General features: G+C 42.4%; 20 protein-coding genes. 18 read left to right on the forward strand and 2 right to left on the reverse strand.

What is annotated here, in order from left to right:
- Position 1: 1 nt before the first annotated feature.
- The 18 genes from AC1DU2_RS28825 (at position 2) to AC1DU2_RS28910 (ending at position 13,783) form a co-directional block, all read left to right on the forward strand.
- Complete coding sequence (locus AC1DU2_RS28825; protein WP_477388873.1) at positions 2-667, forward strand: hypothetical protein; 666 nt, start codon at positions 2-4, stop codon at positions 665-667.
- Positions 664-1,326 (forward strand): hypothetical protein, encoded by a 663-nt coding sequence (locus AC1DU2_RS28830; RefSeq protein WP_477388875.1) that lies wholly within the window; start codon positions 664-666, stop codon positions 1,324-1,326. Before AC1DU2_RS28825 ends, AC1DU2_RS28830 begins: the two co-directional genes overlap by 4 nt.
- Entirely contained in the window at positions 1,323-1,982 is a 660-nt protein-coding gene (locus AC1DU2_RS28835) for a hypothetical protein (RefSeq protein WP_477388877.1), read from the forward strand. The genes AC1DU2_RS28830 and AC1DU2_RS28835 overlap by 4 nt, the downstream gene beginning before the upstream one ends.
- Positions 1,979-2,758, forward strand: a complete 780-nt coding sequence (locus AC1DU2_RS28840; protein ID WP_477388879.1) for a hypothetical protein — start codon at positions 1,979-1,981, stop codon at positions 2,756-2,758. Before AC1DU2_RS28835 ends, AC1DU2_RS28840 begins: the two co-directional genes overlap by 4 nt.
- On the forward strand, positions 2,755-3,909 hold the full coding sequence (locus tag AC1DU2_RS28845) for a TraJ family protein (protein WP_477388881.1): 1,155 nt from the start codon (positions 2,755-2,757) through the stop codon (positions 3,907-3,909). Before AC1DU2_RS28840 ends, AC1DU2_RS28845 begins: the two co-directional genes overlap by 4 nt.
- A gap of 63 nt (positions 3,910-3,972) precedes the next feature.
- On the forward strand, positions 3,973-4,587 hold the full coding sequence (gene traK, locus AC1DU2_RS28850; RefSeq protein ID WP_477388883.1) for a conjugative transposon protein TraK: 615 nt from the start codon (positions 3,973-3,975) through the stop codon (positions 4,585-4,587).
- The gene (locus AC1DU2_RS28855) at positions 4,565-4,969 is read left to right on the forward strand and encodes a hypothetical protein (RefSeq protein ID WP_477388885.1); all 405 of its coding nucleotides are present in this window, start codon (positions 4,565-4,567) and stop codon (positions 4,967-4,969) included. Before traK ends, AC1DU2_RS28855 begins: the two co-directional genes overlap by 23 nt.
- 5 nt (positions 4,970-4,974) lie before the next feature.
- Entirely contained in the window at positions 4,975-6,120 is a 1,146-nt protein-coding gene (traM, locus tag AC1DU2_RS28860) for a conjugative transposon protein TraM (protein ID WP_477388887.1), read from the forward strand.
- Between the two features lies 1 nt (position 6,121).
- Positions 6,122-6,919: a DUF4138 domain-containing protein gene (locus AC1DU2_RS28865; RefSeq protein ID WP_477388889.1), complete on the forward strand. Its 798-nt coding sequence runs from the start codon at positions 6,122-6,124 to the stop codon at positions 6,917-6,919.
- Positions 6,920-6,938: 19 nt separating this feature from the next.
- Positions 6,939-8,912 (forward strand): type IV secretion system DNA-binding domain-containing protein, encoded by a 1,974-nt coding sequence (locus AC1DU2_RS28870; RefSeq protein ID WP_477388891.1) that lies wholly within the window; start codon positions 6,939-6,941, stop codon positions 8,910-8,912.
- A gap of 21 nt (positions 8,913-8,933) precedes the next feature.
- Entirely contained in the window at positions 8,934-9,344 is a 411-nt protein-coding gene (locus AC1DU2_RS28875) for a hypothetical protein (RefSeq protein WP_477388893.1), read from the forward strand.
- Positions 9,341-9,778: a M23 family metallopeptidase gene (locus tag AC1DU2_RS28880; RefSeq protein ID WP_477388895.1), complete on the forward strand. Its 438-nt coding sequence runs from the start codon at positions 9,341-9,343 to the stop codon at positions 9,776-9,778. Before AC1DU2_RS28875 ends, AC1DU2_RS28880 begins: the two co-directional genes overlap by 4 nt.
- Positions 9,762-10,970 carry an ArdC family protein gene (locus tag AC1DU2_RS28885; RefSeq protein WP_477388897.1) on the forward strand — a complete coding sequence of 403 codons (1,209 nt, stop codon included), beginning with the start codon at positions 9,762-9,764 and terminating at the stop codon, positions 10,968-10,970. Before AC1DU2_RS28880 ends, AC1DU2_RS28885 begins: the two co-directional genes overlap by 17 nt.
- A gap of 28 nt (positions 10,971-10,998) precedes the next feature.
- Positions 10,999-11,748 (forward strand): DUF4099 domain-containing protein, encoded by a 750-nt coding sequence (locus AC1DU2_RS28890; protein ID WP_477388899.1) that lies wholly within the window; start codon positions 10,999-11,001, stop codon positions 11,746-11,748.
- Positions 11,748-12,353: a hypothetical protein gene (locus AC1DU2_RS28895; RefSeq protein ID WP_477388901.1), complete on the forward strand. Its 606-nt coding sequence runs from the start codon at positions 11,748-11,750 to the stop codon at positions 12,351-12,353. The genes AC1DU2_RS28890 and AC1DU2_RS28895 overlap by 1 nt, the downstream gene beginning before the upstream one ends.
- Entirely contained in the window at positions 12,325-12,783 is a 459-nt protein-coding gene (locus AC1DU2_RS28900; protein ID WP_477388903.1) for a PH domain-containing protein, read from the forward strand. The genes AC1DU2_RS28895 and AC1DU2_RS28900 overlap by 29 nt, the downstream gene beginning before the upstream one ends.
- 148 nt (positions 12,784-12,931) lie before the next feature.
- Entirely contained in the window at positions 12,932-13,237 is a 306-nt protein-coding gene (locus AC1DU2_RS28905) for a hypothetical protein (RefSeq protein WP_477388905.1), read from the forward strand.
- A 153-nt stretch (positions 13,238-13,390) separates the two neighbouring features.
- Positions 13,391-13,783, forward strand: a complete 393-nt coding sequence (locus AC1DU2_RS28910) for a hypothetical protein (RefSeq protein ID WP_477388907.1) — start codon at positions 13,391-13,393, stop codon at positions 13,781-13,783.
- A 79-nt stretch (positions 13,784-13,862) separates the two neighbouring features.
- Here the strand turns inward: AC1DU2_RS28910 and AC1DU2_RS28915 are convergent, their stop codons facing one another.
- Positions 13,863-14,105, reverse strand: a complete 243-nt coding sequence (locus AC1DU2_RS28915; RefSeq protein WP_477388909.1) for a hypothetical protein — start codon at positions 14,103-14,105, stop codon at positions 13,863-13,865.
- Between the two features lie 197 nt (positions 14,106-14,302).
- Positions 14,303-14,707, reverse strand: a 405-nt coding sequence (locus tag AC1DU2_RS28920; protein ID WP_477388911.1) for a hypothetical protein, incomplete at its 5' end; no start/stop codon positions are given.

Genomic DNA, 14,707 nt, shown 5'->3' on the forward strand with positions numbered 1-14,707 from the left:
TATGAAAAAGTTAATTACCACCATACTGGGCTGTTTGCTGTTTGCGATAGCCTGGGCGCAGGAAATCGTCGTTGACCCAGCCGTTTCCGGGGCGATTGCAATAAGTGCCTCTACTATCAACGGGCAATTGAACAACACCAACAATAAACTCGATCTGATACAAAAAGGACAGCTCGCTGTCAGCGGGCAACTGGTCATTGTAAACAATCTGCAAAATAAAATTTATCGGGGACTTAGCCAGGTGGCATCTGTCATCAGCAACTTAACCACCATTAAGGAAATAGCGGAATGCGGAGTGGATATTGTTTCTGATGTTCAAAGCGCTGTGAAGCTTGCGCAAACCGACCCGGTCCTGCTTCTTTTCGCTGAACAGGGAGCCCGTGATTTTCAAACAAGGGCAACCACGCTGGCAGCGGATGTAAGCGCATTTGTATTAAAAGGAGGAACAAATAACCTGATGGACTCCGGTGAGCGTGGCAAACTGCTAAACCATATCGCAACTGAAATGCGCATTCTTCGCGGCATTGCCTATGGAATGAACCGCGCCATGTACTGGGCGAAGATCGATGGCATTTTCCACTCTCTTAACCCATGGGCTGAATGGCAAAACGAAGATGTGCGAATTGCCAATGATGTATTAACGAACGCTAAATACCTGAAACAATGAAACACTTTATTTTTATCATCCTATTTCTTGGTTTAAAACTTGCCGTTTTTGCACAGCAAAAAACATTGGATATCGTAGGCATACATCAGTTAGTTTCCGAATCCCAATCTGAGAACAAGTTGCAGGTTAAAGCGCGGAATGAACAGGCTACTGTAAACGCTAATGAGCAGGCCAACCTGACCTTACTTTCCAAACTGAAAGCAACTTACAGGGACTTACAAGAGCGTTATAATACGTTGGGCACAGCAATTAACCTTGCTGATATCGGTATCTACGCCAGCCCGATGGTAAGTCGTATTATAAGCAACCAGGCACAGATTATTCAACTGGTACAAAAGAATCCGGCATTGCTGGCTATTGGATATCAGTCCGAGTTGCAATTTGCTTTACAGGCGAAAGACCTTGCGGGCTACATTACAGGGTTAACGCTATCGTTAGGAGATGTGAATCAGATGAAGGCATCCGACCGCAAAATGCTATTTGATTTCGTAATATCAGAATTGAGCAACATCCAGAACTTGTCCGGCAACTTGCTGAACATGATGCAATACTCGACTCTTGCCTCGTTGCTAAAAGCAGCAAATCCCTTTCAAAATTTTATCGATGCTGATATTGGCATTGGTAAGGACATTATTCAAAACGCAAAATATCTGAAATGAAACGGTGTTTATTTTGTCTGCTGCTTTACAGTGGTATGGTGCAGGCGCAGCAATATGTGGTTGATCCATGGCACTTTGCCGCAGTCACAGAAAATGCTGCAGTTAGAAGTAGTGCCGAAGCTACTCACAACCAATATCTCGGTAAGATCAATAACAACATTACCGATCTTAACACAAACGTAGGTTCCGTAGTATTGGCGCAGACGATTATTTACCAATCACTATCAAACGTAAACTCCGCATTAAAAGACGGACTTGCTATGAAAAACATGGCTGTAATTATTGCTGATATTACATCTTATGTGCAACAGGCTTTAGCGCTGGCTAAATCTGATCCTGCGCTATTATTAGCAGCAAGCAATATCACTTCGCAAATGCGAACGAGGGCAACATTGCTGGTCAGTGACGTTTCAGGTTACATACTCAAAGATGGGGATAACGTATTGGCCAACTATAGCGCAAGAGACGAATTGTTGCATAAAGTCACCCAACAACTACAAATTCTCGACGGGCTTGCTTATGGTGCCTGGCGTGCTATGTATTGGGCTAAAGAAAGAGGGGTCATCAACTCGCTGAATCCATTTGCCGGTTATATCAATAAGGACATATCCTTTGTCTATCAAATCATTCAAAACGCTAAATATTTAAGACAATGAAAAGTATTATTTTATTGCCGCTGTTCCTTTTACATTGGGTCAGCGGTTGTTTTGCGCAATCAGTTGTGCAGGATCAAAGCATCAGGTACCAGCAGGAACGCATGGTTTACCTGCAATGGGATCAGAAAAAATTCACCCCAAAGGCAGGCTTTCTTAGCCTAAATCCTTATTACTGGCTCACATGGGGGCTTTTTTATCCAAATTATCACAAAACAGATTTACGGCCTTTAAGCGCGACCGGGCCTCAAACACAACGCCTCGCTTTAGTTGGCGCATTGTCCTCAACTGATAATAAATACAAGCTGCAATCAGACACCGTAAGAAACACTGCGTTATCTGAGATCGCAAACCAATCCGGCTTGATCAGCGATGCAGATCCATTGTGGCTGCTTTATTATAAAAGCCAGCTTTCACCGGTACTAAAGAACTCTGCTACATCCATTCTTTCAGGTTTATCACCACAGGTTTCTGGAAAATTGGTATCGGAAGGACTTTACACTTGGTACAAAAATGAATTGGATATGCTGAAGCAGAGAATCGAATCGGCCCATTCCGCCGATATGGATCGCGGGGCACGTATCCTCGCGTATCACCGCTATTTGCTGGAGTACAGACGCCTTTCAAGTGTTTGGGCAATTCGCACCGCTTCAGCGCAATCTACGCTCACTATGGCAGCCCAGCAACAGCGATTGAAAACCAACCAGATATCTGTACCTGACTGGACGCCGCAGTCCGATATCGAAATTGCTAACAAAGTATTACAACATGTGCAATGAAAAAGAAATTCACACTATTCATGCTGCTGTGCCTGTTGGCACCGGCAGTATTTGCACAAATTACAAGCACAGATAATACTAAAACTTTAGAGTTCTTACAAGGTGATGGAGTCTATGAGCATGGGGTGATGGTATTTCTTAAAGGGCTGAAGGATTCGGTATGGACACATTTCGATCTGTTTATTACGGACGCTAAAGCGCTCTCGGCAATTTTTATGATCATATTCTTTGCCATTAAAAGCTACGAAATGATGGTCGGTGACAAGCAATTGGAAATTATGCCGCTGCTCCGGCCATTCGGTTTAGCCATGATCATACTCTGGTGGGGAACTTTCGTGAAAGTGATCGCCTTTCCAACAGATATTGTTGCTAATCAGACGGAACAGATGTTTAATAGCGAACAAACCACGGTGGATAACCTTCGGCTGAATCGTTCTAACCTCATGCTTGCGGTAGCTAATTCGCTTTATACTTATCAGGCGCAAACCCAAGTGGCAGAAAAGGAAAGCGATACCTGGTATGGTCAGGCATGGGATTCCGTAACCAGCACTGTAAAACAAGGAATTAGCAGCGTTGTATCTCCTTTGATTGAATTAAAAAACAGGCTGGAAGTAGGCATGCAGTTATTGTTTACGCAAATGCTCGAATTGATCGGAATCTGGATATTACGACTGGCAGTTTATATCATATTTATGATTCAGATTATCTATTCAACGATTTTGATCATTCTTGGTCCTTTTGCTGTTGCGGTCAGTATTTTACCAGCATTTCGCGATAGTTTTAGTACCTGGATCGCACGTTTTGTTTCCGTAAACCTTTACAGCGGGATCGCTTACCTGATCATGTACTTAACAGGTCTGATGCAGGAGTATGCACTTACTTCCGAGATCAGTAAATACCAGGAACTTGTCGGAAAGGATGGCTTAAGTGCCAACCTTGAAAAAATGGCTTGGTTCGCCGGAAATGGTGTATTGTCTTTCGGGACGGTGATCATTGTATTTCTCATCGGTGCGATTTGCATGTTTACCGTACCCAGCATTTCCACCTGGATTATATCTACATCTGGTATCAGTTCTGCCACGTCAACTTTTGGCAGAAGTGCAGGCACGGTTTTAGGGTTAGCGCGCCGCGCCTCTGGAAGCTTTATTTAATCATCTTATCATCCACGTTAAGGGCCGCTTAAAAAAGCCGGCACTTTTTTATTTCCACAAATCATGATTATAAAAAACATCGAAGCCAAGATCAGGCTGGCGACAATCATTGCTATTGGAAGCCTGATAACCTCACTATTGATCGTTGGAATGAACTGTCTCTATGCTTACAAGCTAGTCTCCAACGCACAAAAGAGTATTTATCTGCTGGATAACAATGTGCCGATCCTTGCTCGCCAAACCGATATGCAAATGAACCGACCGGCTGAATACCGTGCCCATATTGATCTATTTCACTCTCTGTTTTTCTCGCTCACGCCGGATGATAATTACATGGAGTATCAAATGAAAAAGGCCATGTACCTGGTGGATGAATCGGGCATGCAACAATACAATAACTTGAAAGAGAATGGCTTTTTTAACTCCATTCTGTCATCAAGTTCAGTGCTAACCCTTCAGACTGACTCTATTGTGCTGGATATGCCAAGGAAATATTTCAGGTACTATGGCAAGCTAAAAATTGACCGGCGCAGCTCAACGGTGATTCGCTCCCTGGTCACGGAGGGTAACCTGAAAGATATCCCACGTAGTGACAATAACCCACACGGCGCGCTTATCACCAATTGGAAAACACTCGAAAATAAAGACTTACAAGATGTGGAAAAAAATACATTCTAACCGCGATCCAAGGGATACGCTATATTCAGAAATACGCAAAGAGTTTGGCACTTATTTCTTCATTGCAGGTAACTTCTCAAAGCGCTTACTCAATGCTCACCCCAAAATATTCCTGGGTCTAATGATTGCGCTAATGCTGGCATCTGCCGCGCTGTCTTTTACTGTTTTCCGTCACCCGGAACCAAAAGCAACCCACGTGGAAAAACCGGCAAATCCTCTTGTAAACGGGTTTTCCAATATCCTGCAAACAGCAGCAAAGATAAAAGAAGGCCTGCGTCTTAAAAAACTCATTGACAGTCTGAGCGCTAAAAAGCAACTCTCATCGGCTGATAGTGCATCGCTTGAAAATGCGCTTGACAGCCTGCAACAAATACAACACTAAATATTATGAAAATTAACTTTAAACAACCCAAATACATCTTGCCTTTGGTGTTGCTGCCGTTTTTTTGCCTCTTTTATTATGCATGGCATAGCAGCTTCGATAAACCGAAACAGGATGTGACCCCGAAAGCGGGTTTAAATCCGAGCGTTGGTAACGTATCGACCGATGTTCGTAAACGTCAGCTTGCTGATAAGCTTGATGCCTTCCGAAACACTTATAAAGAAGCTGATGGTATGTCGGCAGTTGGAGTAATACCCAAGGAATCAACAAGCAACCCGACCTACAACAATGATTATTCTGACCAACAGAAAAAGATGTTGGATTCCATTGCTGCAAAAGCAAAAACACACGAGGTAGCGGATGCGAGTATTAACAGTGAAAGACAATTAGCAAAATTGTTAAATGCTAAAGCCCCTAATGCAGGAAGACTAACACCGCCACCCGAGCAACGGGAAAAAGACCCGATGGAAATCTTTAAACAACAAATGGCATTGATGGATAGCATTAATAAAGCGAATGACCCTGCTTATAAAGCCGAAAAACAAAAACAGGATGCTGCCGATAAATTAGCCAAAGAAATAGCATCACAGGTCAGATTAACGGTGTCCAAAGCAGATCAGTCTTCTTCTGAATTTAATACTGTACTGCCGGAAAAGCGCCAGAATTTTATTGGTGCGGTCATTGATGAAAACATAACCGGTTATGCAGGTTCCCGCTTACGCATCAAACTACTGGAAGATATTAAAGCCGGCGATATTCTGTTACAAAAAGGAACTTATCTTTTCGCCCAGATCAGTGGTTTTTCTGAGCAGCGGGTCACATTGTCCATCACCTCAATACTTTATGAAAGTAAAATACTACCTGTAAAGCTGGAGGTGTATGACCTTGATGGTATGCCGGGCCTATACGTTCCTTCCTCTTCATTCCGGGAGTTCACCAAAGACCTGGGCAGTAATACTGTACAGGGTGTCACCATTGATGGCAGCTCTAACGGAAGTCAGTTCCTGATGAGTTCGGTTGATAAAATATTCCAATCAACCTCGTCAGCAATTGCTGACCTGATCAGGAAAAACAAAGCCAAACTCAAATATAACTCTTATATCTACCTCATCGATTCTGATGCATTACAAAACGCCCAAAAAAAATATTAATATGAAAAAGTTACTGCCCTACCTGTTCCTGCTTTTAGCCGCCATTGCGAATGCTCAGGAAAAATTACCGGTTGTTTATCTCCCGGAGAACCTTACCATCCACTTTATTTCGCCTGAACCCGTACAGTACGTGGATATATCGGACAAAAATCTGATTGGTGATTTACCACTCAAAAATGTGTTACGTATCAAACTTAAAGATTCCCTTAAAACATTTACCGGATCGGTGATTACCATTGCCGGCGAAAAGTTCATCGCACAATACCAATTGCTGCCAGGCTATCCCGGAGTTCTCACCGAGATAAATATCCTTCCGCCGGACACCAGGCCATTGGATATTTCGGGTATTGGCCTTTCCCAAAACCAGCTTAAACTCCTTTGCCTGAAACTTTATACCAGTGGCGCTGAAAAGAAAATGGATAAAGTGAAAGCATTTGGCCTTAAAGGGCAAGTAAACCATATTGCCACTTTAGATGATTACATATTCCTGGATATCGCCTTTAAAAACAAAACTAATCTCAAATATGATATAGAGGATTTCCGGTTTAAAATAGACGATAAAAAGGTAACGAAAGCCACAAACGTCCAATCCGTTGAAATTCGTCCGGTATTCGTGCTTTCAGGGGTACCTTCGTTTTCAAAATATTTCCGCAACGTTTTTGTATTTAAAAAAATGACTTTTCCGGGCAATAAGGTTCTGCGCGCTGAACTCAGCGAAAAGCAACTTTCCGGGCGGGTGGTAACGCTGACGATCAATTATAAAGACTTGCTTGAAGCCGATTCACTCAACTTGGATTAATTCATAAACTCAAATATTTATGGAAGAAACCCGTGAGCAGCAAAAGTTGCATGGGTTCATGCAAACTGCTATTTATTTGTCTGTACTGCTTGAAGTAGCCATTTTCGTTTATCACAAAGCCCCATTCTGGGGCTTTTTTTTTACCCCATTGGATAAGATGGCTCAAGTAGTCATTTATAGTAACCTGGCCTACAGCAAGCTGGCAACGATGACATTGATATGCCTGGTTAGTATTGGTACGCTGGCAAAAAAAGAAAAAGACCTCAATCCTAAAAAACACATCGTTTATCCGCTCAGCTTGGGACTTTTCCTCTTTTTCGGCAGCATTATTTTCCAGGGGCGTCCGTCGGAACTGGTTTTTGCCTATACCTCATCGTATAACTTGATCTACATCGTTTTCTCATTCATCGGTGCCCTGATGACCAGTTTGGCAATGGATAATATATCCAAGCTGATCAAATCGGGGCTTGGTAAAGATCAATGGAATACCGAGGGGGAAAGCTTTATGCAACCGGTTGGTAAGTTGGAAACGCCTTATTCGGTGAACATACCGATGCTCTTTTATTACAAAGGAAAGGTTAGAAATGGCTGGATCAATATCGTTAACGTTTTTCGCGGAACGATTGTGATCGGTACACCGGGTTCGGGTAAATCATTTTCAGTAGTTAACCCATTTATCCGGCAACTAATAGCCAAGGAATTTACGGTCTGCCTTTATGATTTTAAATACCCCGATCTCGGACATATCGCTTATTACCATTACTTACTGGCCAAGCAGCAGGGAAAATTAAAGGGATTTACTTTTCACGTGCTGAATCTTAATGAGGTGGAAAAAAGCAGACGTATCAACCCGTGGCGGGCTGATTACATCAAGTCGCTTGCGGATGCGGCAGAAACTGCCGAAGCATTGGTGGAAGCGCTCAAAAAGGGGGATCGTTCAGGCGGAAGTGATCAATTCTTTACGCAATCTGCTATCAATTTCCTGGCCTCCTGCATCTATTTCCTGAGTAAACACGCTGGCGGTAAGCTTTCCAGTTTCCCGCATGTACTGGCCTTGCTTAACCGCTCTTATGAAGAAATCTTTAATGCGTTGGTTTCTGAGCAGGAATTGAAATCACTGTTATCGCCCTTTATGAGCGCCTATCATGCMAAGGCCTTTGACCAGTTGGAAGGTCAGGTCGGTACATTGAAGATCTTTATTAGCAGGCTGGCCACAAAAGAAACATTTTGGGTGTTTTCAGGCGATGATTTTGATCTTAAGATATCGGCTAAAGAACATCCCGGCATTTTGGTGCTGGCAAATGACCCCAATACGCAAAATATCAATTCTGCTTGCTACTCTATCATTACTAACCGCTTAACTAAACTGATCAATACTAAGGGCAATCTTCCATCAGCATTAATCGTAGATGAGGTTCCCACACTGTTTTTACATAAGGTAGAAAACCTGATCGCAACAGCAAGAAGCAATAAAGTGGCTGTGCTAATGGGTTTACAGGAATTGCCTCAGTTTAGCCAGCAATATGGAAAAGACACTGCCGCAACCATTACCGCAGTAGTCGGCAATGTCCTGTCTGGTTCGGTAAGAAATAAGGAGACTTTAGAATGGCTGGAAAGGCTTTTTGGTAAATCTAAACAGCTTGGTGAAGGGCTATCCATCGATCGAAATAAAACTTCGACCTCTCTCAATGAAAAACTGGAGGCGCTTATACCGGCCGGCAAAATTGCTTCATTGAATGCCGGCGAAATGGTTGGGGTTATCGCAGCGGATGCACGGGAAACCTTTACCGGCCACTACGAAACATCCGCAGTTAATTGCCGCGTATCACTTGATCTGAAAGAAATTTCTAAGGAAGAAAAGGCATACAGGCCATTACCTACTTACTACAATTTTGGAGAAAAAAAGGACGACATACTCCGTCAGAATTTTTCAAGGATAAGCCTGGAAATACAGGAAATGGTTAACCAGTTCCGGTCTGCGCCTGCGCAATAAAAATCATTAAATCTTAAAATCATGAACAATGAAAATTTAAACGGTACGCTCGTGTTGGTGCGGCCGGATTTAACTATTGACCCAGCAAGCCGCCAGGGGAAAGTGGCCATCGTAACCTATGACCGTGAGCAATCTAAAGAAGTTTACGTTGCCTTTAATAATGGCCGGGAGGCGATATACCCGCCTGAGTTTTTGCTCAAGTTGAAGGATAAGCAAACTATTCTTAGCGATCTGACGGCCAACGGCAGATCTATGCCGCTCGATAACTTTAAGGATTTATATAAAATCAGCCTGCTGTTAGACCGTGGGACGAATATCGCACAATGGCAGGCACTTGAAATAGCAGGCAATAATCCCGCGATATGGGATAAAGCATTACAGCCGGCAAAATCGGTAGAGAAGCTGACGCTTGATAAAGCCTACACGCGATGAAAGCAGTCTTCGCATTGTGTATCGTTTGCTTGCCACTAAAATCGCTGACAGTTACTTCTCCGTTTGGTTATCGCCTACATCCGCTTACTGGTAAAGTTGAATTTCACTGCGGGGTTGATTTAAGAGCAAAATATGATACCGTTTATGCGGTGCTTGACGGCGTTGTCCGTTCAGTAAACCGTACCTCCAAACTTGGTATCGCCATCAACCTCCAACACGGAGAAATTAACACCATCTATGGTCATTTAAGCAAATCGCTTGTAAACCAACAGGATTCAGTCATCGCAGGTCAGGCCATCGCCATCAGCGGAGCGACAGGAAGCGTAACTGCAGCACACCTGCACTTCAGCGTTCGCTATCAAAACCGGTACATCAATCCATTAAATTTTTTATACGAAATATTAAAAACTACAGATCATGAGCAAAAATTTTAAACCCTTGCACGAGCAAATTGCTAATAAGCTCATCGCAGAATTGAAAGAAGGCACATCGCCATTTCAAAAACCATGGAACGATTCGGATGCCCCGGCGTTTACCATTCCAGTAAACCCGACCACTAACAAAAACTATCGTGGCATGAATGCCTTATGGCTTTCCATGCAGGGCTATCAAGATCCACGCTGGATGACACTAAAGCAGGCCGACTACGCAGGATTCACCGTAGAGAAAGGTGCAAAAGCCACGTTGATCAACTTCGTTAAAACCTCCAACATGGAGGCTATGCGGGATATGAACGGCGATAAGATCAAAGACGAAAATGGTGTAACACAGACCCGTGTGACTTCATTGGATAAACCGATCATCACCAATGCCTGGGTGTTCAACGCGGAACAGATCAATGGCCTGCCGCCATTGGCCGATTACCTCGATCAAAACCGCTCGGAGCAAAAGTGGACTCCCATAGAAAGAGCAGAAAACCTGCTTGCAGCAAGCCAGGCCAATATTAATCATGGTGGTAATGAGGCTTACTACAACAAATCGAAAGATGCTATACAATTGCCTTTTAAAGAGCAGTTTGACAACGAAACAAAGTATTACGCCGTCGCCCTGCATGAACTCGGGCACTGGACAGGTCATGAAAACCGCCTTAACCGCCCAATGGAAGGTCGTTTCGGTTCTGAACAATATGCCCGTGAGGAATTACGTGCAGAAATTGCCTCCCTGATGATAGGAAGTGAGTTAAAAATCGGGCACAATTTTGGTCAGCATGCCGCCTATGTAAATAGCTGGGTAAAAATATTGAAAGACGAACCTTTTGAGTTATTCCGGGCATCTGCCGATGCGCAAAAAATATATGATTTTGTGCTTGATCTTGGGGTGAAACGTGATCTGAAGCAAGACAAAAACGTCGCCCAAGATACTACCGTTGCGGAAAAAGGCAATGACCTATCAACACTGGTTAAAGGCGACGAAATCGCTTACAACAATAACGTTTACAAGGTGCTCGATTTAAAGGGTAAAACCTTTAAGATGGAGGATATGGGAGGCAATAAGTTTAACCTAAAGCAAACCGATGTTCTTTTCAAGTCGCTTGTCGGCGCAAAAAATAATCCTGCTGAACAGCAATTAGTTGCAGAACAGGTGGGTGAAGAGGTTAGTGTTTCACGCAATAAAGTTGGCAGATAACATGGATATTATACATTACAATGAAAAAATGCTCCCAATCCAGGATTTGGAGACAATCGGCCTCGCAGCCGGCGGACAATTGCTGCTTAATGTGGATGATCTCAAAGCCTTACTCTCGGGCCGCCGAACGGGTTTAATGCAATTGCAAAACCTGGAAGCAGAGAATATCAAAATAAAATCAATGGATGCCAAAGTATCTTTGAAGCCGGATGAAAGTGGCAAAATAAACCTGTTGATACACCCGGTTTACAAAAAGCCAGCTACGCCATCTTTTCTGGATGACAACGAGGCGGGAAAACTGGAAAAAGGCGAAGTGGCCAATTACCTTAAAACCACTGTTGATGACAAGGGCAATAAAAAGGAATTACTGGTTGAGTATGATACAGAAACCCGCGAATTTATTGTTTCGGACACCGAAAAGATCCTTGCGCCGGATATGGTAAACCTACAGTTTTTAACTGCCGCTCAAAAAGAAAACTACCGTAAAGGCAAAGAAGTGACATTGCCTGATAAAACCACATTTGGCTTTTCGGCTACTGATACACATGGCGTCCGGGCAAATAAATTAGCGCTGGTTGCTTCTATACTAATCGACGGCGGATTAACTTATGTCGTTTATAAAGGCTTGAATATGTTATTCAATCAAAAGCGGAATGAGACTGATGCGGCTAAATTAAGTCCGGGTTACTATCATGCTGTTCAGGATGCCAATGAAAGTCAAAATCAGCATGTGCCTAACCAAATGAACCGTACGTATACTCGTGGCGGCTCACGGTAATGAATAAGTATTTAACAAAGCTGGGGGTTCCTCCAAAAATTCAGGAATTTTTTAATGTGGAGGAACCCATATTTGACTACGGCAATGAAACGGAATACTTCAGCGAAACCCAGCATCGCATTCCTGCAACTAATAACTTATGGATGGCAGGGAATCAGTTTGCCAGACAGGTTATTATTACTTTCTCTGCAATGGAATCCATCGCTTTTTTAACACTCAATCAAACAAGCTATCAAAACTTTAACGATCTTCTTTTTATCGCAACGGGTGCAAGAATAAGTAACGGCCAGCTCCGATGGATTCGGTTGAACCTTAAGGGCCGTGAATTTACAATGGCGTTTGGTAATGAACTGATCGGCAAGATAACCGACATCAAAGTTGCAACCGCTATAAGGAACAAACCGGTAAGGCTAAGTTTTCAGGAAGGCAATATTATTGCCTTCCTGAAAGAAAAAAAAGCAGCCTTTGAGGAAGATAAAATAAGCCTATATGCTTTTGAAACAGCACTTGGTATTCGGACAATGATCCGTACCTGCAAACCATTAAATCAACTTACTTTTTTAGACGAATTAAAATATGACTCATCAAGACGACATCCTGCTTAAACCCTCGGTAATATTTGCTTTCATAAAGGTATTGCCATTGCTGACTTTGGCATTGACGTTTCTTTTTTTAGCCTGGAAGCTTTCACCGTATTTCATTGTTTTTGGAATAGCCGTTGCCGGGTTCGCCTGGTACCGGATACTGTTTCTGAGAAACTGGGAATACCTGATCGGCAAAGAATATATCAAAATAAGCAGAGGTATATTTTTCAAGCGGATCGATCAGGTAGAAATGTACAGGGTGAAGGATTACATAGTAACGCAATCCTTTATTTTGCAAATATTTCGGATAATGGATGTTACACTCAAAAGTACAGACCCTGAAAACCCAGTGATTTGGCTGCGAGGTATTCCATTATCTGACATTATTGAAACGATACGGGAGCGCGTTCAGGAGGCCAGGAAAATCAACAAGATTATTGAACTAAATTAAAAATGATGTCATGTCCCATTTTTTCAAAATACGGTACCTTATCTTTACTACGGCGAGTCAACTATTACCTGTTCACTATGATAAAAATGTAAAAAAACATTTGATTTAAGCTAATATTATTAGTAACTTCAATATCATTTATAACATCATGAGAGCTATTGTAAGAAACGTTTTACTTGCCTGTTTGATCTCCACTTTTGCGTTTTTCGGCGCACTCGGGGGAAGTGGTATACATCACAAATCAGATCTGAAGTTATCAGCCAAACAAATTGCCGCGAAAGAAGCGGAAGGGAGAAAAGAAACGTTCACCTGCTTAGGGGTTGCCGGGTTAGCGTGGGTATTGTGCTTTTGGAGGTGTGGAGTTATCAATCGCCGGTTGAATGCGGAGCGTTTATATCAACAACGCTTTAATGAATACATGAGAAGCACCGCTTTTCAACGCCATTATAGGTAATTCACATTAAAATTATTTTACTATTTTGCACTATCAAAAGCGGATATCTTAATTCGCTTTTTTGTGATAAGGTTTAGGTTAAAGCCCCCCAGCAGCGAGTGTGAGGGGGCTTTTTTTAACCAGCGTTGTGGAATGTAACTATAAAAAAATCAAATGTTTAACGAGGAGGTTAATGAGGTTTACAAGAAATTAGATCAACTATTTAAGTTGAAAGGCCGGGACATCTTGAAAGGCTCAGGCTTAAACTTCGAAAGAATCTTATCTGCTGTTGACCTCGTCAATGGAAAGGATTTCTATATTTTGATCATTGATGGACAAACTATCAATTTTAAAGACAAAAAATCGCTCCTGATACAGTTGATACATCACTGTACACAACAAATCGAAGAACGGCAGAAAAATGTCAGACAACTGGAAAACCACCGTCAGCATGACCTGGATTTTGACGATGTTAAAAATGATCCGTTAACTAATCAATGGAGTGGTGAGATCGAAAAATTAAAGTCTTTTACCGAACATTTGCGCGCGCAAATAGATGTGCTCTAAACCACCATTTGTCACATATTTGGATCCCACAGCAGTTCCGTTTAGCACTATAAAGGCTAAGCCGACATTTATTCCACCTCTATATTTGCTTACTATCGATCATGCTTTGCTTGACCGCATTTGCATTGGTGTAAGCCGCCAGCTGATCACCAAAAAACATGGGTTTGCCCTCCTCATCTTTAACTAACTCACCGAACAACAGTCCACCTGGCTTTTCATCATTTATGTATGCATTTAGACAAGCCTCTTGTGTTACGGGATGTATCGCATTGTCAAGTTTTACCCAGTATGTTTGTCCTTTATAATCAAACTCTTTTTCCATTATTTAATAATATTTCTTTAGCAAAGTTACAAGATGGATTTTTAGAACCCAGATATTGTTCAAATAATTGAAGACGATTACGATCCGAAAATTTGTTTGCCGTTTTTATCGTCTTGTATATACAGGTATCTCACTGAGTACACCCAAGCTATCTTTTATTCGTGTAGGTATTTGACAGGCAGTGCCCTGGTCATTACTTATGGTCTTGGACGATGCCAATGTACGCCATTATATGTTTCAATATCATTTGGCATTACCAGGTGGTGTGTATCCAGCGGTTTTTTGCCAGTATTTTCAGAATATTCACAAATATTTACTGTTTCATCAAATACCCAATTTTGGTTCGGCGGTGCATATGATTGCAAAAGGTGACAATAAATCCAATTAATTATTTTGCCTTTGGTTTGGAAACTGCCTACGGTTTCAAAAATTTTGCCCAATCGAAGATCTTCAACTACGGCACCGTCATGTGTCTCTAAGCCCACGTGTATAGCACCATTTTCACCATCGGGTATTTGTTCACAGGCTTCAATGAGGTGTCTTTTTATATCGCGTGCCTTCATTCCTATAGCTTCTTCTGCATCACATCCCCACTTAACCCC

Source organism: Mucilaginibacter sp. P4_C11 (genome assembly GCF_056402115.1).

Excerpts from the sequence above, each read along its gene's own strand:
- traK (WP_477388883.1), top strand. The coding sequence starts at position 3,973 with ATGATTATAAAAAACATCGAAGCCAAGATCAGGCTGGCGACAATCATT.
- AC1DU2_RS28900 (WP_477388903.1), top strand. The coding sequence starts at position 12,325 with ATGACTCATCAAGACGACATCCTGCTTAAACCCTCGGTAATATTTGCT.
- AC1DU2_RS28910 (WP_477388907.1), top strand. The coding sequence starts at position 13,391 with ATGTTTAACGAGGAGGTTAATGAGGTTTACAAGAAATTAGATCAACTA.
- AC1DU2_RS28835 (WP_477388877.1), top strand. The coding sequence starts at position 1,323 with ATGAAACGGTGTTTATTTTGTCTGCTGCTTTACAGTGGTATGGTGCAG.
- AC1DU2_RS28845 (WP_477388881.1), top strand. The coding sequence starts at position 2,755 with ATGAAAAAGAAATTCACACTATTCATGCTGCTGTGCCTGTTGGCACCG.
- AC1DU2_RS28855 (WP_477388885.1), top strand. The coding sequence starts at position 4,565 with ATGTGGAAAAAAATACATTCTAACCGCGATCCAAGGGATACGCTATAT.
- traM (WP_477388887.1), top strand. The coding sequence starts at position 4,975 with ATGAAAATTAACTTTAAACAACCCAAATACATCTTGCCTTTGGTGTTG.
- AC1DU2_RS28915 (WP_477388909.1), bottom strand. The coding sequence starts at position 14,105 with ATGGAAAAAGAGTTTGATTATAAAGGACAAACATACTGGGTAAAACTT.
- AC1DU2_RS28825 (WP_477388873.1), top strand. The coding sequence starts at position 2 with ATGAAAAAGTTAATTACCACCATACTGGGCTGTTTGCTGTTTGCGATA.
- AC1DU2_RS28840 (WP_477388879.1), top strand. The coding sequence starts at position 1,979 with ATGAAAAGTATTATTTTATTGCCGCTGTTCCTTTTACATTGGGTCAGC.
- AC1DU2_RS28880 (WP_477388895.1), top strand. The coding sequence starts at position 9,341 with ATGAAAGCAGTCTTCGCATTGTGTATCGTTTGCTTGCCACTAAAATCG.
- AC1DU2_RS28885 (WP_477388897.1), top strand. The coding sequence starts at position 9,762 with ATGAGCAAAAATTTTAAACCCTTGCACGAGCAAATTGCTAATAAGCTC.
- AC1DU2_RS28875 (WP_477388893.1), top strand. The coding sequence starts at position 8,934 with ATGAACAATGAAAATTTAAACGGTACGCTCGTGTTGGTGCGGCCGGAT.
- AC1DU2_RS28905 (WP_477388905.1), top strand. The coding sequence starts at position 12,932 with ATGAGAGCTATTGTAAGAAACGTTTTACTTGCCTGTTTGATCTCCACT.
- AC1DU2_RS28830 (WP_477388875.1), top strand. The coding sequence starts at position 664 with ATGAAACACTTTATTTTTATCATCCTATTTCTTGGTTTAAAACTTGCC.
- AC1DU2_RS28865 (WP_477388889.1), top strand. The coding sequence starts at position 6,122 with ATGAAAAAGTTACTGCCCTACCTGTTCCTGCTTTTAGCCGCCATTGCG.
- AC1DU2_RS28895 (WP_477388901.1), top strand. The coding sequence starts at position 11,748 with ATGAATAAGTATTTAACAAAGCTGGGGGTTCCTCCAAAAATTCAGGAA.
- AC1DU2_RS28890 (WP_477388899.1), top strand. The coding sequence starts at position 10,999 with ATGCTCCCAATCCAGGATTTGGAGACAATCGGCCTCGCAGCCGGCGGA.